This is a genomic window from Polaribacter sp. 2305UL8-11 (genome assembly GCF_058147165.1).
In genome coordinates this window covers 1-14,954 of record NZ_JBYVJW010000019.1, presented here as the reverse complement: position 1 = coordinate 14,954, position 14,954 = coordinate 1, and the positions used below count along the sequence as shown (strand labels likewise).

General features: G+C 31.6%; 24 protein-coding genes. All 24 read left to right on the top strand.

The genetic code is table 11. The annotated features are described in order from the left end of the window. Window positions 1-5: 5 nt before the first annotated feature. The 24 genes from rpmC to ACY2RW_RS15200 all read left to right on the top strand — a co-directional run bounded on the left by rpmC (window position 6) and on the right by ACY2RW_RS15200 (window position 14,777). Window positions 6-197, top strand: coding sequence for a 50S ribosomal protein L29 (rpmC, locus tag ACY2RW_RS15315; protein ID WP_068363305.1), 192 nt, complete (start codon window positions 6-8; stop codon window positions 195-197). 19 nt (window positions 198-216) lie between these two features. After that, window positions 217-474 carry a 30S ribosomal protein S17 gene (gene rpsQ / locus ACY2RW_RS15310; protein ID WP_091891527.1) on the top strand — a complete coding sequence of 86 codons (258 nt, stop codon included), beginning with the start codon at window positions 217-219 and terminating at the stop codon, window positions 472-474. A gap of 1 nt (window position 475) precedes the next feature. Then, window positions 476-844 (top strand): 50S ribosomal protein L14, encoded by a 369-nt coding sequence (gene rplN / locus ACY2RW_RS15305; protein WP_004568733.1) that lies wholly within the window; start codon window positions 476-478, stop codon window positions 842-844. A 13-nt stretch (window positions 845-857) separates the two neighbouring features. Next, window positions 858-1,160, top strand: a complete 303-nt coding sequence (gene rplX / locus ACY2RW_RS15300; protein ID WP_490123607.1) for a 50S ribosomal protein L24 — start codon at window positions 858-860, stop codon at window positions 1,158-1,160. A gap of 8 nt (window positions 1,161-1,168) precedes the next feature. Next, window positions 1,169-1,720: a 50S ribosomal protein L5 gene (gene rplE / locus ACY2RW_RS15295; protein WP_299050867.1), complete on the top strand. Its 552-nt coding sequence runs from the start codon at window positions 1,169-1,171 to the stop codon at window positions 1,718-1,720. Between the two features lie 3 nt (window positions 1,721-1,723). Further along, window positions 1,724-1,993, top strand: coding sequence for a 30S ribosomal protein S14 (gene rpsN, locus ACY2RW_RS15290; RefSeq protein WP_068363324.1), 270 nt, complete (start codon window positions 1,724-1,726; stop codon window positions 1,991-1,993). A 163-nt stretch (window positions 1,994-2,156) separates the two neighbouring features. Beyond that, a complete protein-coding gene (gene rpsH, locus ACY2RW_RS15285; RefSeq protein WP_490123606.1) occupies window positions 2,157-2,555 on the top strand; it encodes a 30S ribosomal protein S8 in 399 nt (132 codons plus the stop codon). A gap of 10 nt (window positions 2,556-2,565) precedes the next feature. Then, complete coding sequence (gene rplF / locus ACY2RW_RS15280) at window positions 2,566-3,111, top strand: 50S ribosomal protein L6 (protein ID WP_490123605.1); 546 nt, start codon at window positions 2,566-2,568, stop codon at window positions 3,109-3,111. A gap of 11 nt (window positions 3,112-3,122) precedes the next feature. Then, a complete protein-coding gene (gene rplR / locus ACY2RW_RS15275; RefSeq protein ID WP_490123604.1) occupies window positions 3,123-3,467 on the top strand; it encodes a 50S ribosomal protein L18 in 345 nt (114 codons plus the stop codon). Window positions 3,468-3,470: 3 nt separating this feature from the next. Next, complete coding sequence (gene rpsE / locus ACY2RW_RS15270) at window positions 3,471-3,995, top strand: 30S ribosomal protein S5 (protein WP_490123645.1); 525 nt, start codon at window positions 3,471-3,473, stop codon at window positions 3,993-3,995. Between the two features lie 11 nt (window positions 3,996-4,006). Continuing rightward, window positions 4,007-4,189, top strand: coding sequence for a 50S ribosomal protein L30 (gene rpmD / locus ACY2RW_RS15265; protein ID WP_490123603.1), 183 nt, complete (start codon window positions 4,007-4,009; stop codon window positions 4,187-4,189). 12 nt (window positions 4,190-4,201) lie between these two features. Further along, window positions 4,202-4,651 carry a 50S ribosomal protein L15 gene (gene rplO, locus ACY2RW_RS15260; protein ID WP_490123602.1) on the top strand — a complete coding sequence of 150 codons (450 nt, stop codon included), beginning with the start codon at window positions 4,202-4,204 and terminating at the stop codon, window positions 4,649-4,651. 13 nt (window positions 4,652-4,664) lie between these two features. Further along, on the top strand, window positions 4,665-5,987 hold the full coding sequence (secY, locus tag ACY2RW_RS15255) for a preprotein translocase subunit SecY (protein ID WP_490123644.1): 1,323 nt from the start codon (window positions 4,665-4,667) through the stop codon (window positions 5,985-5,987). 4 nt (window positions 5,988-5,991) lie between these two features. After that, a complete protein-coding gene (gene infA, locus ACY2RW_RS15250; protein ID WP_015482241.1) occupies window positions 5,992-6,207 on the top strand; it encodes a translation initiation factor IF-1 in 216 nt (71 codons plus the stop codon). A 12-nt stretch (window positions 6,208-6,219) separates the two neighbouring features. Beyond that, the gene (ykgO, locus tag ACY2RW_RS15245) at window positions 6,220-6,336 is read left to right on the top strand and encodes a type B 50S ribosomal protein L36 (protein ID WP_004568720.1); all 117 of its coding nucleotides are present in this window, start codon (window positions 6,220-6,222) and stop codon (window positions 6,334-6,336) included. After that, window positions 6,336-6,701 (top strand): 30S ribosomal protein S13, encoded by a 366-nt coding sequence (gene rpsM, locus ACY2RW_RS15240; RefSeq protein ID WP_490123601.1) that lies wholly within the window; start codon window positions 6,336-6,338, stop codon window positions 6,699-6,701. Before ykgO ends, rpsM begins: the two co-directional genes overlap by 1 nt. Window positions 6,702-6,788: 87 nt before the next feature. Further along, window positions 6,789-7,172, top strand: coding sequence for a 30S ribosomal protein S11 (rpsK, locus tag ACY2RW_RS15235; RefSeq protein ID WP_249981681.1), 384 nt, complete (start codon window positions 6,789-6,791; stop codon window positions 7,170-7,172). 126 nt (window positions 7,173-7,298) lie between these two features. Then, window positions 7,299-7,904: a 30S ribosomal protein S4 gene (gene rpsD / locus ACY2RW_RS15230; RefSeq protein WP_490123600.1), complete on the top strand. Its 606-nt coding sequence runs from the start codon at window positions 7,299-7,301 to the stop codon at window positions 7,902-7,904. Between the two features lie 98 nt (window positions 7,905-8,002). Further along, a complete protein-coding gene (locus ACY2RW_RS15225; RefSeq protein ID WP_490123599.1) occupies window positions 8,003-8,995 on the top strand; it encodes a DNA-directed RNA polymerase subunit alpha in 993 nt (330 codons plus the stop codon). 62 nt (window positions 8,996-9,057) lie between these two features. Next, a complete protein-coding gene (gene rplQ / locus ACY2RW_RS15220; protein WP_490123598.1) occupies window positions 9,058-9,540 on the top strand; it encodes a 50S ribosomal protein L17 in 483 nt (160 codons plus the stop codon). A gap of 105 nt (window positions 9,541-9,645) precedes the next feature. After that, window positions 9,646-10,764 carry a glutamine-hydrolyzing carbamoyl-phosphate synthase small subunit gene (gene carA, locus ACY2RW_RS15215; protein WP_490123597.1) on the top strand — a complete coding sequence of 373 codons (1,119 nt, stop codon included), beginning with the start codon at window positions 9,646-9,648 and terminating at the stop codon, window positions 10,762-10,764. Window positions 10,765-11,028: 264 nt separating this feature from the next. Beyond that, window positions 11,029-12,315: a phosphopyruvate hydratase gene (eno, locus tag ACY2RW_RS15210; protein ID WP_490123596.1), complete on the top strand. Its 1,287-nt coding sequence runs from the start codon at window positions 11,029-11,031 to the stop codon at window positions 12,313-12,315. 186 nt (window positions 12,316-12,501) lie between these two features. Continuing rightward, the gene (locus ACY2RW_RS15205; RefSeq protein WP_490123595.1) at window positions 12,502-13,788 is read left to right on the top strand and encodes a citrate synthase; all 1,287 of its coding nucleotides are present in this window, start codon (window positions 12,502-12,504) and stop codon (window positions 13,786-13,788) included. A gap of 74 nt (window positions 13,789-13,862) precedes the next feature. After that, window positions 13,863-14,777, top strand: coding sequence for a dimethylarginine dimethylaminohydrolase family protein (locus tag ACY2RW_RS15200; RefSeq protein WP_490123594.1), 915 nt, complete (start codon window positions 13,863-13,865; stop codon window positions 14,775-14,777). The last annotated feature ends 177 nt before the right edge of the window (window positions 14,778-14,954 follow it).

Genomic DNA, 14,954 nt, shown 5'->3' with positions numbered 1-14,954 from the left:
AACAAATGAAACAATCAGAAATAAAAGAATTATCTACAGCAGATCTAAATGAGAAGTTGGGAGCGTTGCAAAAGAATTATACTGATCTTAAGATGGCTCACGCAATTACTCCAATGGAGAATCCATTGCAATTGAGAAGCTTAAGAAGAACTGTAGCAAGAATTGCAACAGAATTAACAAAAAGAGAATTACAATAATTCTATAGTCATTTTAAAGATGGAGAAAAGAAATCTTAGAAAAGAAAGAATTGGTGTTGTTTCTAGTAGCAAAATGGAGAAATCTATTGTTGTTTCTGAAACTAAAAGAGTAAAGCACCCAATGTATGGTAAATTCGTATTAAAGACGAAGAAGTATGTTGCACACGACGAAAAGAATGATTGCAACGAAGGAGATACTGTTAGGATCATGGAAACTAGACCTATGAGTAAATCTAAACGTTGGAGATTAGTAGAAATCCTAGAAAGAGCTAAATAATATGTTACAGACAGAATCAAGATTAAAAGTCGCAGATAATACTGGAGCAAAAGAAGTTTTAGTAATTAGAGTTTTAGGAGGAACAAGAAAACGTTACGCAAGTATTGGAGACAAGATTGTTGTATCTGTTAAATCTGCAACTCCTAACGGAACTGTAAAAAAAGGTCAAGTATCTAGAGCAGTTGTTGTAAGAACAAAAAAAGAAGTAAGACGTAAAGACGGATCTTATATCAGATTTGATGATAACGCTTGTGTACTTTTAAATCCTACAGAGGAGATGAGAGGAACTCGTGTATTTGGTCCTGTTGCTCGTGAGCTTCGTGAGAAACAATTCATGAAAATAGTATCATTAGCACCTGAAGTGCTTTAAATCATTATACAAGATGAAGAAGTTCAAAATAAAATCAGGAGATACTGTAAAAGTGATTGCAGGAGATCATAAAGGATCAGAAGGTAAAGTTTTACAAATTATCAAAGACAAGGATAGAGTACTAGTAGAAGGTGTAAACTTGGTATCTAAGCATACTAAGCCTAGCGCTCAAAATCCTCAAGGTGGTATTGTAAAAAAGGAAGCATCATTACACATTTCTAACGTAATGTTAGTAGAAGATGGTGTAGCTGTAAGAGTTGGTTATAATGTTGATGGAGACACTAAAACTAGAGTTTCTAAAAAAACTAAAAAATAAGAATAATCATGAGTTACGTACCAAGATTAAAAGCAGAATACAAAGAAAGAGTAATTAAAGCTCTTACTGAAGAATTCAGTTATAAGAATGTAATGCAAGTGCCTAAATTAGAAAAGATAGTTGTTTCTAAAGGTGTTGGTGCTGCAATTGCAGATAAGAAATTAATAGATTATGCTGTAGAAGAGTTGACTAAAATTACAGGTCAAAAAGCAATTTCTACAATGTCTAAAAAAGATGTTGCATCATTTAAATTACGTAAAGGAATGCCAATTGGTGTAAAAGTTACGTTAAGAGGTGATAAAATGTATGAGTTTTTAGATAGATTAGTTACTGCTTCCTTACCACGTGTAAGAGACTTTAACGGTATAAAAGCTAATGGATTTGATGGAAGAGGTAATTACAATTTAGGAATTACAGAACAAATCATTTACCCAGAAATTAATATAGACCAAGTGAAAAAAATTAATGGTATGGATATTACTTTTGTAACATCTGCAGATACTGATAAAGAAGCGAAGTCATTATTAGGAGAATTAGGTTTACCATTCAAAAAAAATTAAGAAATGGCTAAAGAATCAATGAAAGCGCGTGAGCGTAAAAGAGCAAAAACAGTTGCTAAGTATGCTGAAAAGAGAAAAGCTTTAAAAGAAGCTGGAGACTATGAAGCATTACAGAAATTGCCAAAAAATGCATCACCAGTTAGAATGCATAATAGATGTAAATTAACTGGTCGCCCAAAAGGATATATGAGGCAGTTTGGTATTTCTCGTGTAACATTCAGAGAAATGGCAAATCAAGGATTAATACCAGGTGTTAAAAAAGCAAGTTGGTAGAAATCAGAATTAAAGCTTTATAATAAAAATAGAATGTGTATCTTTGCACGCTCTATTTTTTTTGAGTATAAGAATTTTAACTGATTATAGGTTCAATTATCACAGAGAAATCTGTAGGATAAATAGAGGTAATTGAAAACCGGAATCGCAATTTTATATTAATATGTATACAGATCCAATCGCGGATTTTCTTACAAGAGTAAGAAATGCTATCGCAGCAGGACACAGAGTAGTAGAAATTCCAGCTTCAAATTTGAAGAAGGAAATGACTAAAATTTTGTTTGATCAAGGGTATATTTTAAGTTACCAGTTCAATGACGATAAAGTTCAAGGAACTATTAAGATAGCTTTAAAGTATGACAGAGACACAAAAGAGTCAGTAATTAGAAAAATTCAACGAATCAGTACACCAGGTTTACGTAAATACGTTGGCTCTTCAGAGATGCCAAGAGTATTAAACGGACTTGGAATTGCTATTGTTTCTACATCAAAAGGTGTAATGACAAACAAAAAAGCACGTCAAGAAAATGTTGGAGGAGAAGTTTTATGTTACGTTTATTAAATCTTGAAAGATGAGTAGAATTGGAAAAAACCCAGTTAGTATCGCACAAGGTGTAGATGTAAACGTAAAAGACAATGTAATTACAGTAAAAGGAAAATTAGGAGAGTTATCTCAAACAATTTCTGAAGGTATTACACTTAAGATTGAAGATGGAACTATCACCTTAGATAGAGCATCAGAAAGTAAAGACCATAAAGCACAACATGGTTTAATGAGAGCTTTAATCGCTAACATGATTGAAGGTGTTTCTAAAGGATGGACTAAAGAGTTAGAGTTGGTTGGTGTAGGTTATAGAGCCTCTAATCAAGGACAAAAATTAGATTTAGCTTTAGGATTTTCTCACAATATTATTTTAAACTTAGCTCCAGAAGTAAAAGTAGAAACAGTATCTGAGAAAGGGAAAAACCCAATCATTAAATTAACTTCATTTGACAAACAATTAGTTGGTCAGGTTGCTGCTAAAATTAGAAGTTTTCGTAGTCCAGAACCTTATAAAGGTAAAGGTGTTAAGTTTGTTGGTGAAATATTAAGAAGAAAAGCAGGTAAATCTGCATAATATATAGCATTATGGCATTATCAAAGTTACAAAGAAGAGCCAGAATTAAGCGTAGAATCAGAAAAATTATTTCTGGAACTGCTACTAAGCCAAGATTATCGGTTTACAGAAGCAACAAAGAAATTTACGCACAATTGGTAGATGATGTAAACGGAGTAACATTAGCTTCAGTTTCATCTAGAGATATAAAAGCAACTACAAAAGCAGAAGCTGCTACAGCAGTTGGTAAAACAATTGCAGAAAAAGCTGCTAAAGCAGGAGTAGAAACAGTTGCTTTTGATAGAAATGGTTATTTATATCATGGAAGAGTTAAAGTATTAGCAGACGCAGCAAGAGAAGCGGGTTTAAAATTTTAAGAAATTATGCAAGGATATAAAAACGTAGAAAGAGTTAAACCAAGCGGATTAGAGCTTGTAGATAGGTTAGTAGGAGTACAGCGTGTAACCAAAGTAACAAAAGGTGGTAGAGCATTTGGTTTCTCTGCAATTGTTGTTGTAGGTGATGGTAATGGAGTTGTAGGACATGGACTAGGAAAATCTAAAGATGTTTCTTCTGCAATTGCAAAAGCAGTTGAAGATGCAAAGAAAAATTTAGTAAGAATACCAATTTTAGAAGGTACATTACCACACGAACAAAAAGGTAAATTTGGTGGAGCAAAAGTATTCATCAAACCAGCTTCTCCTGGTACAGGAGTTATTGCAGGTGGTGCTGTACGTGCAGTGTTAGAGTCTGTAGGGGTTCATGATGTATTATCAAAATCTCAAGGTTCTTCTAACCCTCATAATGCAGTAAAAGCAACTTTTGATGCTTTATTACAATTACGCAGTGCTGCATCTATAGCTAAGCAAAGAGGTGTTTCTTTAGAAAAAGTATTTAACGGATAAATCTAAGAACGATGGCAAAAATTAAAGTTACACAAGTAAAAAGTCAAATCGGGCGTTTAAAGAACCAAAAAAGAACTTTAGAAGCATTAGGTTTACGTAGAATGAACCAAACTGTAGAACATGAGGCAACTCCTACAATTATTGGTATGGTAAATACAGTTAAACACTTAGTTTCTTTTAAAGAAATTAAATAAGATATTATAAAAATGAGTTTACATAATTTAACACCAGCAGAAGGTTCCGTTAAAAAAGGAAAAAGAATTGCAAGAGGTGAAGGATCTGGAAAAGGTGGAACCGCAACAAGAGGTCACAATGGACAGAAATCTCGTTCTGGTTATTCTAAGAAGATTGGTTTTGAAGGTGGTCAGATGCCACTTCAAAGACGTGTGCCAAAATTTGGTTTCACAAATATGAATCGTAAAGAATATCAAGGAATCAATTTAGATAAATTGCAATCTTTAGTTGACAGTGGAAAGATAACAGATACAGTAAATTTAGACATTTTAATTGCTAATAGATTAGCAGGTAAAAACGACTTAGTAAAAATACTAGGAAATGGAGAATTAAAAGCTAAATTAAATATAACTGTACATAAATTTACAGCAACCGCAAAAGCAGCTATTGAAGCAGCTGGAGGAGAAGCTGTTACTTTATAAGATATTGTAAATGATGAATTTAATTAATAAGTTAAAAGAGATTTTTAGTATTGAAGAATTAAAAAACAAAATTCTTCTTACAATCGGTTTAATTGCAGTATATCGTTTTATGGCGGCTGTTCCATTACCAGGAATAGACCCATTACAATTAGCAGCATTAAAAGAAAGTACTTCAGGTGGTCTTTTAGGTTTATTGAATGCATTTACAGGAGGGGCATTTGCAAGAGCGTCAGTAATGGCACTTGGTATTATGCCTTATATTTCTGCATCTATTGTAGTTCAGTTAATGGGAATAGCAGTTCCTTATTTACAAAAATTACAGAAAGATGGAGAGAGTGGACGAAAAAAAATTACACAAATTACTAGATGGTTAACCATAGGTATTACTTTGGTACAAGCACCAACGTATATTACAGCTATTAAAACGCAGTTCGGTTTAGGCCCAGAAGCTTTTTTAGTAAGTGGAGCTACATTTTGGATATCATCTATTATCATCTTAACAGCAGGAACAATTTTTGCAATGTGGTTAGGAGAACGTATTACAGACAAAGGAGTTGGTAATGGTATTTCATTATTAATTACAGTAGGTATTATCGCTAATTTTCCAGCAGCATTTTTACAAGAATTTGTTGCAAAAACTACAAATGCAGGTGCAGGTGGAATTATGATGATATTAATTGAAATCATAGTTTGGTTTGTTGTAATTTTATTAACTGTGCTATTAGTAACAGCAGTTCGAAAGATTGCAGTACAATATGCCAGAAGAACAGTTGCAGGAAACATACAAAATGTTGCAGGATCAAGAGATTATATTCCTTTGAAGTTAAATGCTGCAGGTGTTATGCCAATTATTTTTGCACAAGCAATTATGTTTTTACCAGTTGCCTTAGCGCAAAGGTTTCCTTTTATGGCAAGCTTGCAGGATATTAATGGTTTAGGCTATAATATTATTTTTGCACTGTTAATTATCATTTTTAGTTATTTCTATACTGCTATTACAATTCCTACGAATAAAATGGCAGACGATTTAAAAAGAAGTGGTGGTTTTATACCAGGTATTAGACCAGGAAAAGACACAGCAGATAGATTAGATTCTGTGTTATCTAGAATTACGTTCCCAGGATCGTTATTTTTAGCAGCATTATCTATATTACCAGCAATTGTAGTTCAGTTTGGAGTACAACAAAGCTGGGCAATGTTTTACGGAGGTACATCATTAATTATTATGGTGGGAGTTGCAATCGATACATTGCAACAGATTAACTCATATTTATTAAATCGTCATTATGATGGTTTAATGAAAGCAGGAAATAGCAATAGAAAATCGAATAAATAATAATATGGCTAAACAATCAGCAATTCAACAAGATGGAACAATAACAGAAGCATTATCAAATGCAATGTTTCGTGTAGAATTAGAAAACGGACATATTGTAACAGCACACATTTCTGGTAAAATGCGTATGCATTATATCAAACTTTTACCTGGAGATAAGGTAAAATTAGAAATGAGTCCTTACGATTTAACAAAGGCAAGAATTACTTACAGATACTAAAAAACAAAACAGATGAAAGTTAGAGCATCAGTTAAAAAAAGAAGTGCCGACTGCAAAATAGTTCGCAGAAAAGGTAGATTATACGTGATTAATAAACAAAATCCTAGATTTAAACAAAGACAAGGGTAATGGCAAGAATAGCAGGTATTGATATTCCAAAGAATAAAAGAGGAGTTATTGCTTTAACTTACATCTTTGGTATAGGAAACAGTAGAGCAAAAAAAGTTTTAGCAGAAGCTAAAGTTGATGAGAGCATTAAAGTTCAAGATTGGACTGATGATCAAATTGCTGCAATTAGAGAACAAGTTGGATCTTTTACAATAGAAGGAGAATTACGTTCAGAAGTTCAAATAAACATTAAACGTTTAATGGATATTGGTTGTCAAAGAGGAATCCGTCATAGAATGGGGTTACCTTTAAGAGGACAAAGAACTAAAAACAATTCTCGTACTAGAAAAGGTAAGAGAAAAACAGTAGCTAACAAGAAAAAATAAGTTAGAGATTAAACTAGTTATTAGCATTTAGTGTGCCGTATTTTTTAATACAATTTACTAAAAAGCGATAACTGAATTTTAAAAATTATGGCAAAAGCAAGTTCAAAAAAACGTAAAGTAATTATTGATGCTATTGGAGAAGCGCACGTAACTGCATCTTTTAACAACATCATTATTTCTTTAACAAACAAAAAAGGTGACGTAATTTCTTGGTCATCTGCAGGTAAAATGGGTTTTAGAGGTTCTAAAAAGAATACTCCTTATGCAGCCCAATTAGCAGCAGAAGATTGTGCAGCAGTTGCAAAAGAAGCAGGTTTACGTAAAGTAAAAGTTTATGTAAAAGGACCTGGTAATGGTAGAGAATCTGCAATTAGATCTATTCATAATGCAGGTATTGAAGTAACAGAAATTATTGATGTTACACCAATTCCTCATAATGGATGTCGTCCACCAAAAAGAAGAAGAGTTTAAGCTGAATTTGTTTCAGTTTTTCTTTAAAAGAGAATATCAAATAATAATTATATTTTAACTTGATAGGAAACAGGTTATCGAAGGAGAAAGCCTTAATTCATAACCCCTATCTATAACAAAAAAGAAATGGCAAGATATACAGGACCAAAAACTAAGATTGCTCGTAAATTTGGTGAAGCAATTTTTGGAGAAGATAAAAACTTCGAAAAAAGAAATTTTCCTCCAGGACAGCATGGAAACGCAAGAAGAAGAGGAAAAAAATCTGAATATGCAACTCAATTAATGGAGAAGCAAAAAGCAAAATATACCTATGGTATCTTAGAGCGTCAATTCAGTAACTTATTTAAAAAAGCGTCAGCTTCTCAAGGAATTACTGGTGAAATCTTATTACAATTATGTGAGTCTCGTTTAGATAACGTAGTTTACAGAATGGGGGTTTCAAATTCAAGAAGCGGAGCACGTCAATTAGTATCTCACAGACATATTACTGTTAATGGAGAAATTGTTAACATACCATCTTACCAATTAAAAGAAGGAGATGTTGTTGCAGTAAGAGAAAAGTCTAAATCTTTAGTAGCTATTGAAGATGCTTTAGCATCTAACAATAATGTTTACGAATGGTTAACTTGGAATAACGATACTAAAACAGGAACTTTTGTAAAAGTACCAGAAAGATTACAAATTCCGGAAAACATTAAAGAGCAATTAATCGTAGAATTATATTCTAAGTAATAAATTAATCATATTGGTATTTGGCCAAAGGGTTTGTTTGTATTTCTTCACACTTACAAACCGCGCAACTAAATAACAATTAAAACGAAGAAAAAAATATGGCAATTTTAAATTTTCAAAAGCCCGATAAAGTAATTATGATCGAATCTACAGATTTTTCTGGAAGATTTGAATTCAGACCTTTAGAACCAGGATTTGGTTTAACAGTAGGTAATGCTTTAAGAAGAGTGTTATTATCTTCTTTAGAAGGTTTTGCAATTACTTCATTAAGAGTTGATGGTGTAGAGCATGAGTTTTCAACAGTTCCTGGAATTGTAGAAGACGTTACAGAAATTATCTTAAATTTAAAACAAGTACGTTTTAAAAAGCAAATAGATGAAACAGATAGAGAAACTGTTTCTATTTCAGTATCTGGTCAAGAGCAATTTACAGCAGGAGACTTACAAAAGTTTATTTCAGGTTTTCAAGTATTGAATCCAGATTTAGTAATCTGTAATATGGATAAATCTGTAAAGTTAAATGCAGAAATTACTATAGAAAAAGGTAGAGGGTTTGTACCAGCAGAAGAAAATAAAAAAGCTTCTGCACCAATAGGAACAATCTTTACAGATTCTATTTACACACCAATTAAGAATGTAAAGTATGCAATCGAAAATTTTCGTGTAGAGCAAAAAACGGATTATGAAAAATTGGTTTTCGACATCGATACTGATGGATCAATCAATCCTAAAGATGCATTAACTGAAGCTGCAAAAATATTAATCCACCACTTTATGTTATTCTCTGATGAGCGTATCACTTTAGAGGCAGATGAAATTGCACAAACAGAAACGTATGATGAAGAATCATTACACATGCGTCAATTATTAAAAACGAGATTAATAGATATGGATTTATCTGTCAGAGCTTTAAATTGTTTAAAAGCTGCAGAAGTAGATACATTAGGAGATTTAGTATCGTTTAATAAAAGTGATTTAATGAAGTTTAGAAACTTTGGTAAAAAATCATTAACAGAACTAGAAGAACTAGTAATTGTTAAAGGTTTAAGTTTTGGAATGGACTTAACAAAATACAAATTAGATAAAGATTAACCTTTCATATTTTGCTCCTCAAAATGAGTAGATGCAAGATGAAAGCATAAACAAACGTCAAAATGAGACACGGAAAAAAACACAATCATTTAGGTAGAAAAACAGCGCACAGAAAAGCGATGTTAGCAAATATGGCTTGTTCTTTAATAGAACACAAACGTATTAATACTACAGTAGCAAAAGCAAAAGCATTAAGAGTTTTTGTAGAGCCATTAATTACTAAATCTAAAGCAGATACAACTCACAACAGACGTATTGTATTTTCTTATTTACGTGATAAGTATGCAGTAACTGAACTTTTTAGAGAAATTTCTGTAAAAGTTGCAGACAGACCAGGAGGTTATGTACGTATCATTAAATTAGGAAATCGTCAAGGAGATAATGCTCCTATGGCTATGGTAGAATTAGTAGATTATAACGAAATCTACAATCCTAAAGGTACTAAAGCTAAGAAATCTACTCGTAGAAGTAGAAGAGGAGGTTCTAAGAAAGCAGAAACTGCTCAAGTAGAGGGTACAGCAACTGAAGAAAAATCAGAAGAATAAAAAATGAAAATTTTTTAAATTATATAAAAGGGATAAACGTTTACGTTTATCCCTTTTTTTATATTTTTACATCAACAAATAAAAAAGCAAACACAACAACTATCAATGAAATATCAAACACGTAAAAAAGCACTAGTTTTATTAGCTGACGGAACAATTTTTTATGGGAAATCTGTAGGAATTGAAGGAACTTCTACTGGTGAAATCTGTTTTAATACAGGTATGACAGGTTATCAAGAAATATTTACAGATCCATCATATTTTGGCCAATTAATGGTAGCAACAAATGCACATATTGGTAATTATGGTGTAAATGATAATGAAGTAGAATCTGATGGAATTAAAATTTCTGGTTTAATTTGTAGGAATTTTAGCTTTACGCACTCTAGAGTAGATTCTGATGGAAATTTATTTGACTGGTTTCAGAAACATAATTTAGTGGCTATTTCTGATGTTGATACAAGAGCATTAGTATCTTATATTAGAGATCATGGAGCAATGAATGCAATCATTTCTACGGAAGTTGATAATATTGACCAACTGAAAAAACAATTAGCTGACGTTCCAAGTATGGAAGGTTTAGAATTGGCCTCTAAAGTATCTACAAAAGAACCTTATTTTGTAGGTGACGAAAATGCTGAAATAAAAATTTCTGCATTAGATATTGGTATCAAGAAAAATATTTTAAGAAACTTAGCAAAAAGAGGAGCATACATCAAAGTTTTTCCATACAATTCATCATTTGAAGATTTAGCAGCTTTTAATCCTGATGGTTACTTTATTTCTAACGGACCTGGAGATCCAGAGCCATTAGAAGAAGCACAAAAAGTTGCTAAAGAGATTATAAATAAAGATTTACCTTTGTTTGGTATTTGTTTAGGGCATCAAGTTATTGCTTTGTCTCAAGGTATTTCTACTTACAAAATGCATAATGGTCACAGAGGAATAAACCATCCAGTTAAAAATTTATTAACAGGCAAAGGAGAAATAACCTCTCAAAATCACGGTTTTGCTATCAATAGAGAAGAAACAGAAGCAAATGAAAACGTAGAGATTACACATGTTCATTTAAACGATCACACAGTTGCTGGTATTAGATTAAAAGATAAAAATGTTTTCTCTGTACAATATCATCCAGAAGCAAGTCCAGGACCTCATGATTCTGAATATTTATTTGATCAGTTTATACATAATATTAAAGAAACAAAAAAAGTTGTGTCATAAATTAAAGACCGTTTATCGATAAATTGATGCCATTCAACAAAAAAAAATATTAAAGTTGTCTTGTTGCAATATCTTTGTAATGGTGATTTAAGTATCACACTCCTTATCATAGCAACTATCCCATTCGTTAATTTGAGTGGGATTTTTGTTTATAATCCGTTAGCAAACGTTTTCGTAATTAATCAAAAACAAACTATTAAATCCTTGTTACATTTTGTAATTTAGCAGAGAAATAGAAGATTAAATTAATTAAATAAAAATACAATGAGCATTATTATTAGCGTTCACGCACGTCAGATTTTTGATTCAAGAGGTAACCCAACAGTAGAAGTAGATGTAACAACAGAAAACGGAATTTTAGGTAGAGCTGCAGTTCCTTCTGGAGCATCTACAGGAGAACACGAAGCTGTAGAATTACGTGATGGAGGAAAAGATTATATGGGTAAAGGAGTTTTAAAAGCAGTAGATAATGTAAATAATATTATTGCAGAAGAACTATTAGGAGTTTCTGTTTTTGAACAAAATACTATAGACCAATTAATGATAGATTTAGATGGTACAGCCAATAAATCTAAATTAGGAGCTAATGCAATTTTAGGAGTTTCTTTGGCTGCTGCCAAAGCTGCTGCAAATGAATTAGGAATGCCATTATATAGATATGTAGGTGGTGTTTCTGCGAATACGTTACCAGTACCAATGATGAATATCATTAACGGAGGTTCTCACTCAGATGCACCTATTGCATTTCAAGAATTTATGGTTATGCCAGTAAAGGCAGCAACGTTTTCTGAAGCAATGAAAATGGGATCTGAAATTTTTCATAATCTAAAAAAAGTTTTACACGACAGAAATTTATCTACAGCAGTTGGTGATGAAGGAGGTTTTGCACCAACTTTAGACGGAACAGAAGATGCAATCGAAACAATTGAGTTAGCTGTTAAAAATGCTGGATACTCTTTTGGAGATGAAATTAAAATTGCTTTAGATTGTGCAGCAGCAGAGTTCTATGTTGATGGTAAATATGATTATTCGAAATTTGAAGGAGAAACAGGAAAGATTAGAACAAGTAAAGAACAAGCAGATTATTTGGCAGAACTTGCAGATAAGTATCCTATTATTTCTATTGAAGATGGTATGGATGAAAATGATTGGGAAGGTTGGAAATACTTAACTGAAAAAATTGGAGATAAAGTACAATTAGTAGGTGATGACTTATTTGTAACAAATGTAGAACGTTTAGGAAGAGGAATTGAAAACGGAATAGCAAATTCAATTTTGATTAAAGTAAACCAAATAGGATCTTTAACAGAAACAATTTCTGCTGTAAATATGGCAAAAAATGCTGGTTATACATCAGTAATGTCACACAGATCTGGAGAAACAGAAGACAATACAATTGCAGATTTAGCAGTTGCATTAAACTGTGGTCAAATTAAAACAGGTTCTGCTTCACGTTCAGATAGAATGGCAAAATACAATCAATTATTAAGAATTGAAGAAGAGTTAGGTGAAGTTGCTTATTTCCCAAAAGAGAAAGCATTTAAAATTTAAGTTCCTTTTTTTTTAAAGTTTAAAACCTCGCAATTTTATTGCGAGGTTTTTTGCTTTTTATTAAAGAATTGTTAAATCGATAGACCTTATTTTTTTATACTTATAATCTATTAATAACAACTTTTAAAATCCTTTAAAATTTGGTATCTTCGTTGGAGAGAAAATAACACATAAAAACATCAATAAATGTCAGATAAAGCTAAGTTACAAATAGGAGATAATTCTTACGAATTTCCTCTTGTAAAAGGTACAGAAAATGAAGTTGCCATAAATATTAAAACATTAAGAGGCGCAACAAATGGGGTGATAACTATTGATCCTGGATATAAAAATACAGGTTCTTGTGAAAGTGCTGTTACTTTTTTAGATGGTGAAAAGGGAATTTTAAGATATAGAGGTTATGGTATTGAAGAATTAGCCGAAAAAGCAGATTTTTTAGAAGTGGCTTATGCTTTAATTTTTGGCAACCTACCAACTAAAGAGCAATTAGATAAATTTCATGCAGATATTAAATCTAAATCTGTTGTAGATGATGATATTAAAAAAATATTAGACGCTTTTCCAAAAACGGCTCATCCAATGGGTGTTTTATCTTCGCTAACAAGTGCTTTAACAGCATTTAATCCATCTTCAGTAAATGTAGATTCTGAAGAAGATATGTATCGTTCAATTGTTAAGATATTAGGTAAATTTCCTGTTTTAGTTGCTTGGACAATGCGTAAAAAACAAGGTCTTCCTTTAAATTACGGTTCTACTTCTATAGGTTATGTAGAAAATATCTTAAAAATGATGTTTGAACAACCTAATGAAGATTATGTAATTAACCCAATTATTAAAGATGCTTTAGACAAATTACTAATTTTACACGCAGATCATGAGCAAAACTGTTCTACATCTACAGTAAGAATTGTAGGTTCATCTCATGCAGGTTTATTTGCATCTTTATCAGCAGGAATTTCTGCACTTTGGGGGCCACTTCATGGAGGAGCTAACCAAGCTGTTTTAGAAATGTTAGAAGCAATTAAAGCAGATGGAGGAGATACAAAAAAATACATGGCAAAAGCCAAAGATAAAAATGATCCTTTTAGATTGATGGGATTTGGGCATAGAGTTTATAAAAACTTTGACCCAAGAGCCAAAATCATCAAAAAAGCAGCTGATGAGGTTTTGAATGATTTAGGTGTAAATGACCCAATTTTAGAAATAGCTAAAGGCTTAGAAAAAGAAGCATTAAGTGATCCTTATTTTGTTGACAGAAAATTATATCCAAATGTAGATTTTTATTCAGGTATTATTTATAGAGCTATGGGTATTCCTGTAGATATGTTTACAGTTATGTTTGCTTTAGGTCGTTTACCTGGTTGGATTGCACAATGGAAAGAAATGAGATTAAATAAAGAACCAATTGGTAGACCTCGTCAAATTTATACAGGAGAAAATGTAAGACCTTTTGTAAAAATTGAGAATAGATAGAAAAAATTGTATTATTTTTACTAAATAACTAAAAGCTTCATTAATAATGAAGCTTTTTTTATCAATTTAAAAATATGTTACAACTTAATGTTAATAATGAAACATCAAGATTAAGAGCTGTTATTTTAGGAACTGCTCAAAGTAATGGAGGTATTCCAAAGGTAGAAGATTGTTACGATCCTAAAAGTGTAGAACACGTTTTAGCAGGTACATACCCTAAAGAATCAGATATGATTTTAGAAATGGATGCAGTTGCTAAAGTTTTTGAAAAATATGATGTAAAAGTATTTAGACCAGAAATAATTGAAGACTACAATCAAATATTTTCTAGAGACATTGCCTTTGTTATTGAAGATAAATTTATAAAAGCAAATATTTTACCAGACAGAGAAAAGGAATACAAAGCTATAAATAATGTAATATCTCAAATTAATCCAGACAATATAATTCTTTTATCAGAAGAATGTCATATAGAAGGTGGTGATGTAATGCCATGGAATGACTACATTTTTATAGGCACTTATTCAGGTAAAGATTATGCAGATTTTATAACTGCTAGAACAAATATAGATGCAGTAATTGCTATACAAGAGTTATTTCCTCATAAAACTGTAAAATCTTTTGAGTTAAGAAAATCGAATACAAACCCTAAAGAAAATGCCTTGCATTTAGACTGTTGTTTTCAACCAATAGGTAAAGATAAAGCCATACTTCATAAAAATGGATTTTTAGTTGAAAGTGAATACAAATGGTTGGTAAATTATTTTGGTGAAGAAAATATTTTTGAAATTACCAAAGAAGAAATGTATAATATGAACAGCAACGTTTTTTCTATATCAGAAGAAGTAATTATCTCTGAAAAAAACTTTACACGATTAAATTCTTGGTTACGTGAAAATGGTTTTATTGTAGAAGAAGTGCCTTATGCAGAAATTGCAAAACAAGAAGGTTTGTTACGTTGTTCTACATTGCCTTTGATTAGAGACTAAGTTCTATAGGCGAAAAAAAGGAGACTGTCTGAAAAGTATTAAAATTTGTCATTTTCTACTGTAATAGAAAAATCTTATGTATTCAAAATCAATTACATAGATTTTAGGTAATGTGGCAAAAAATGGTTGGTAATTTTTACATCAAGATTTGTTATATTCCCAAAGTTAATTTGAACA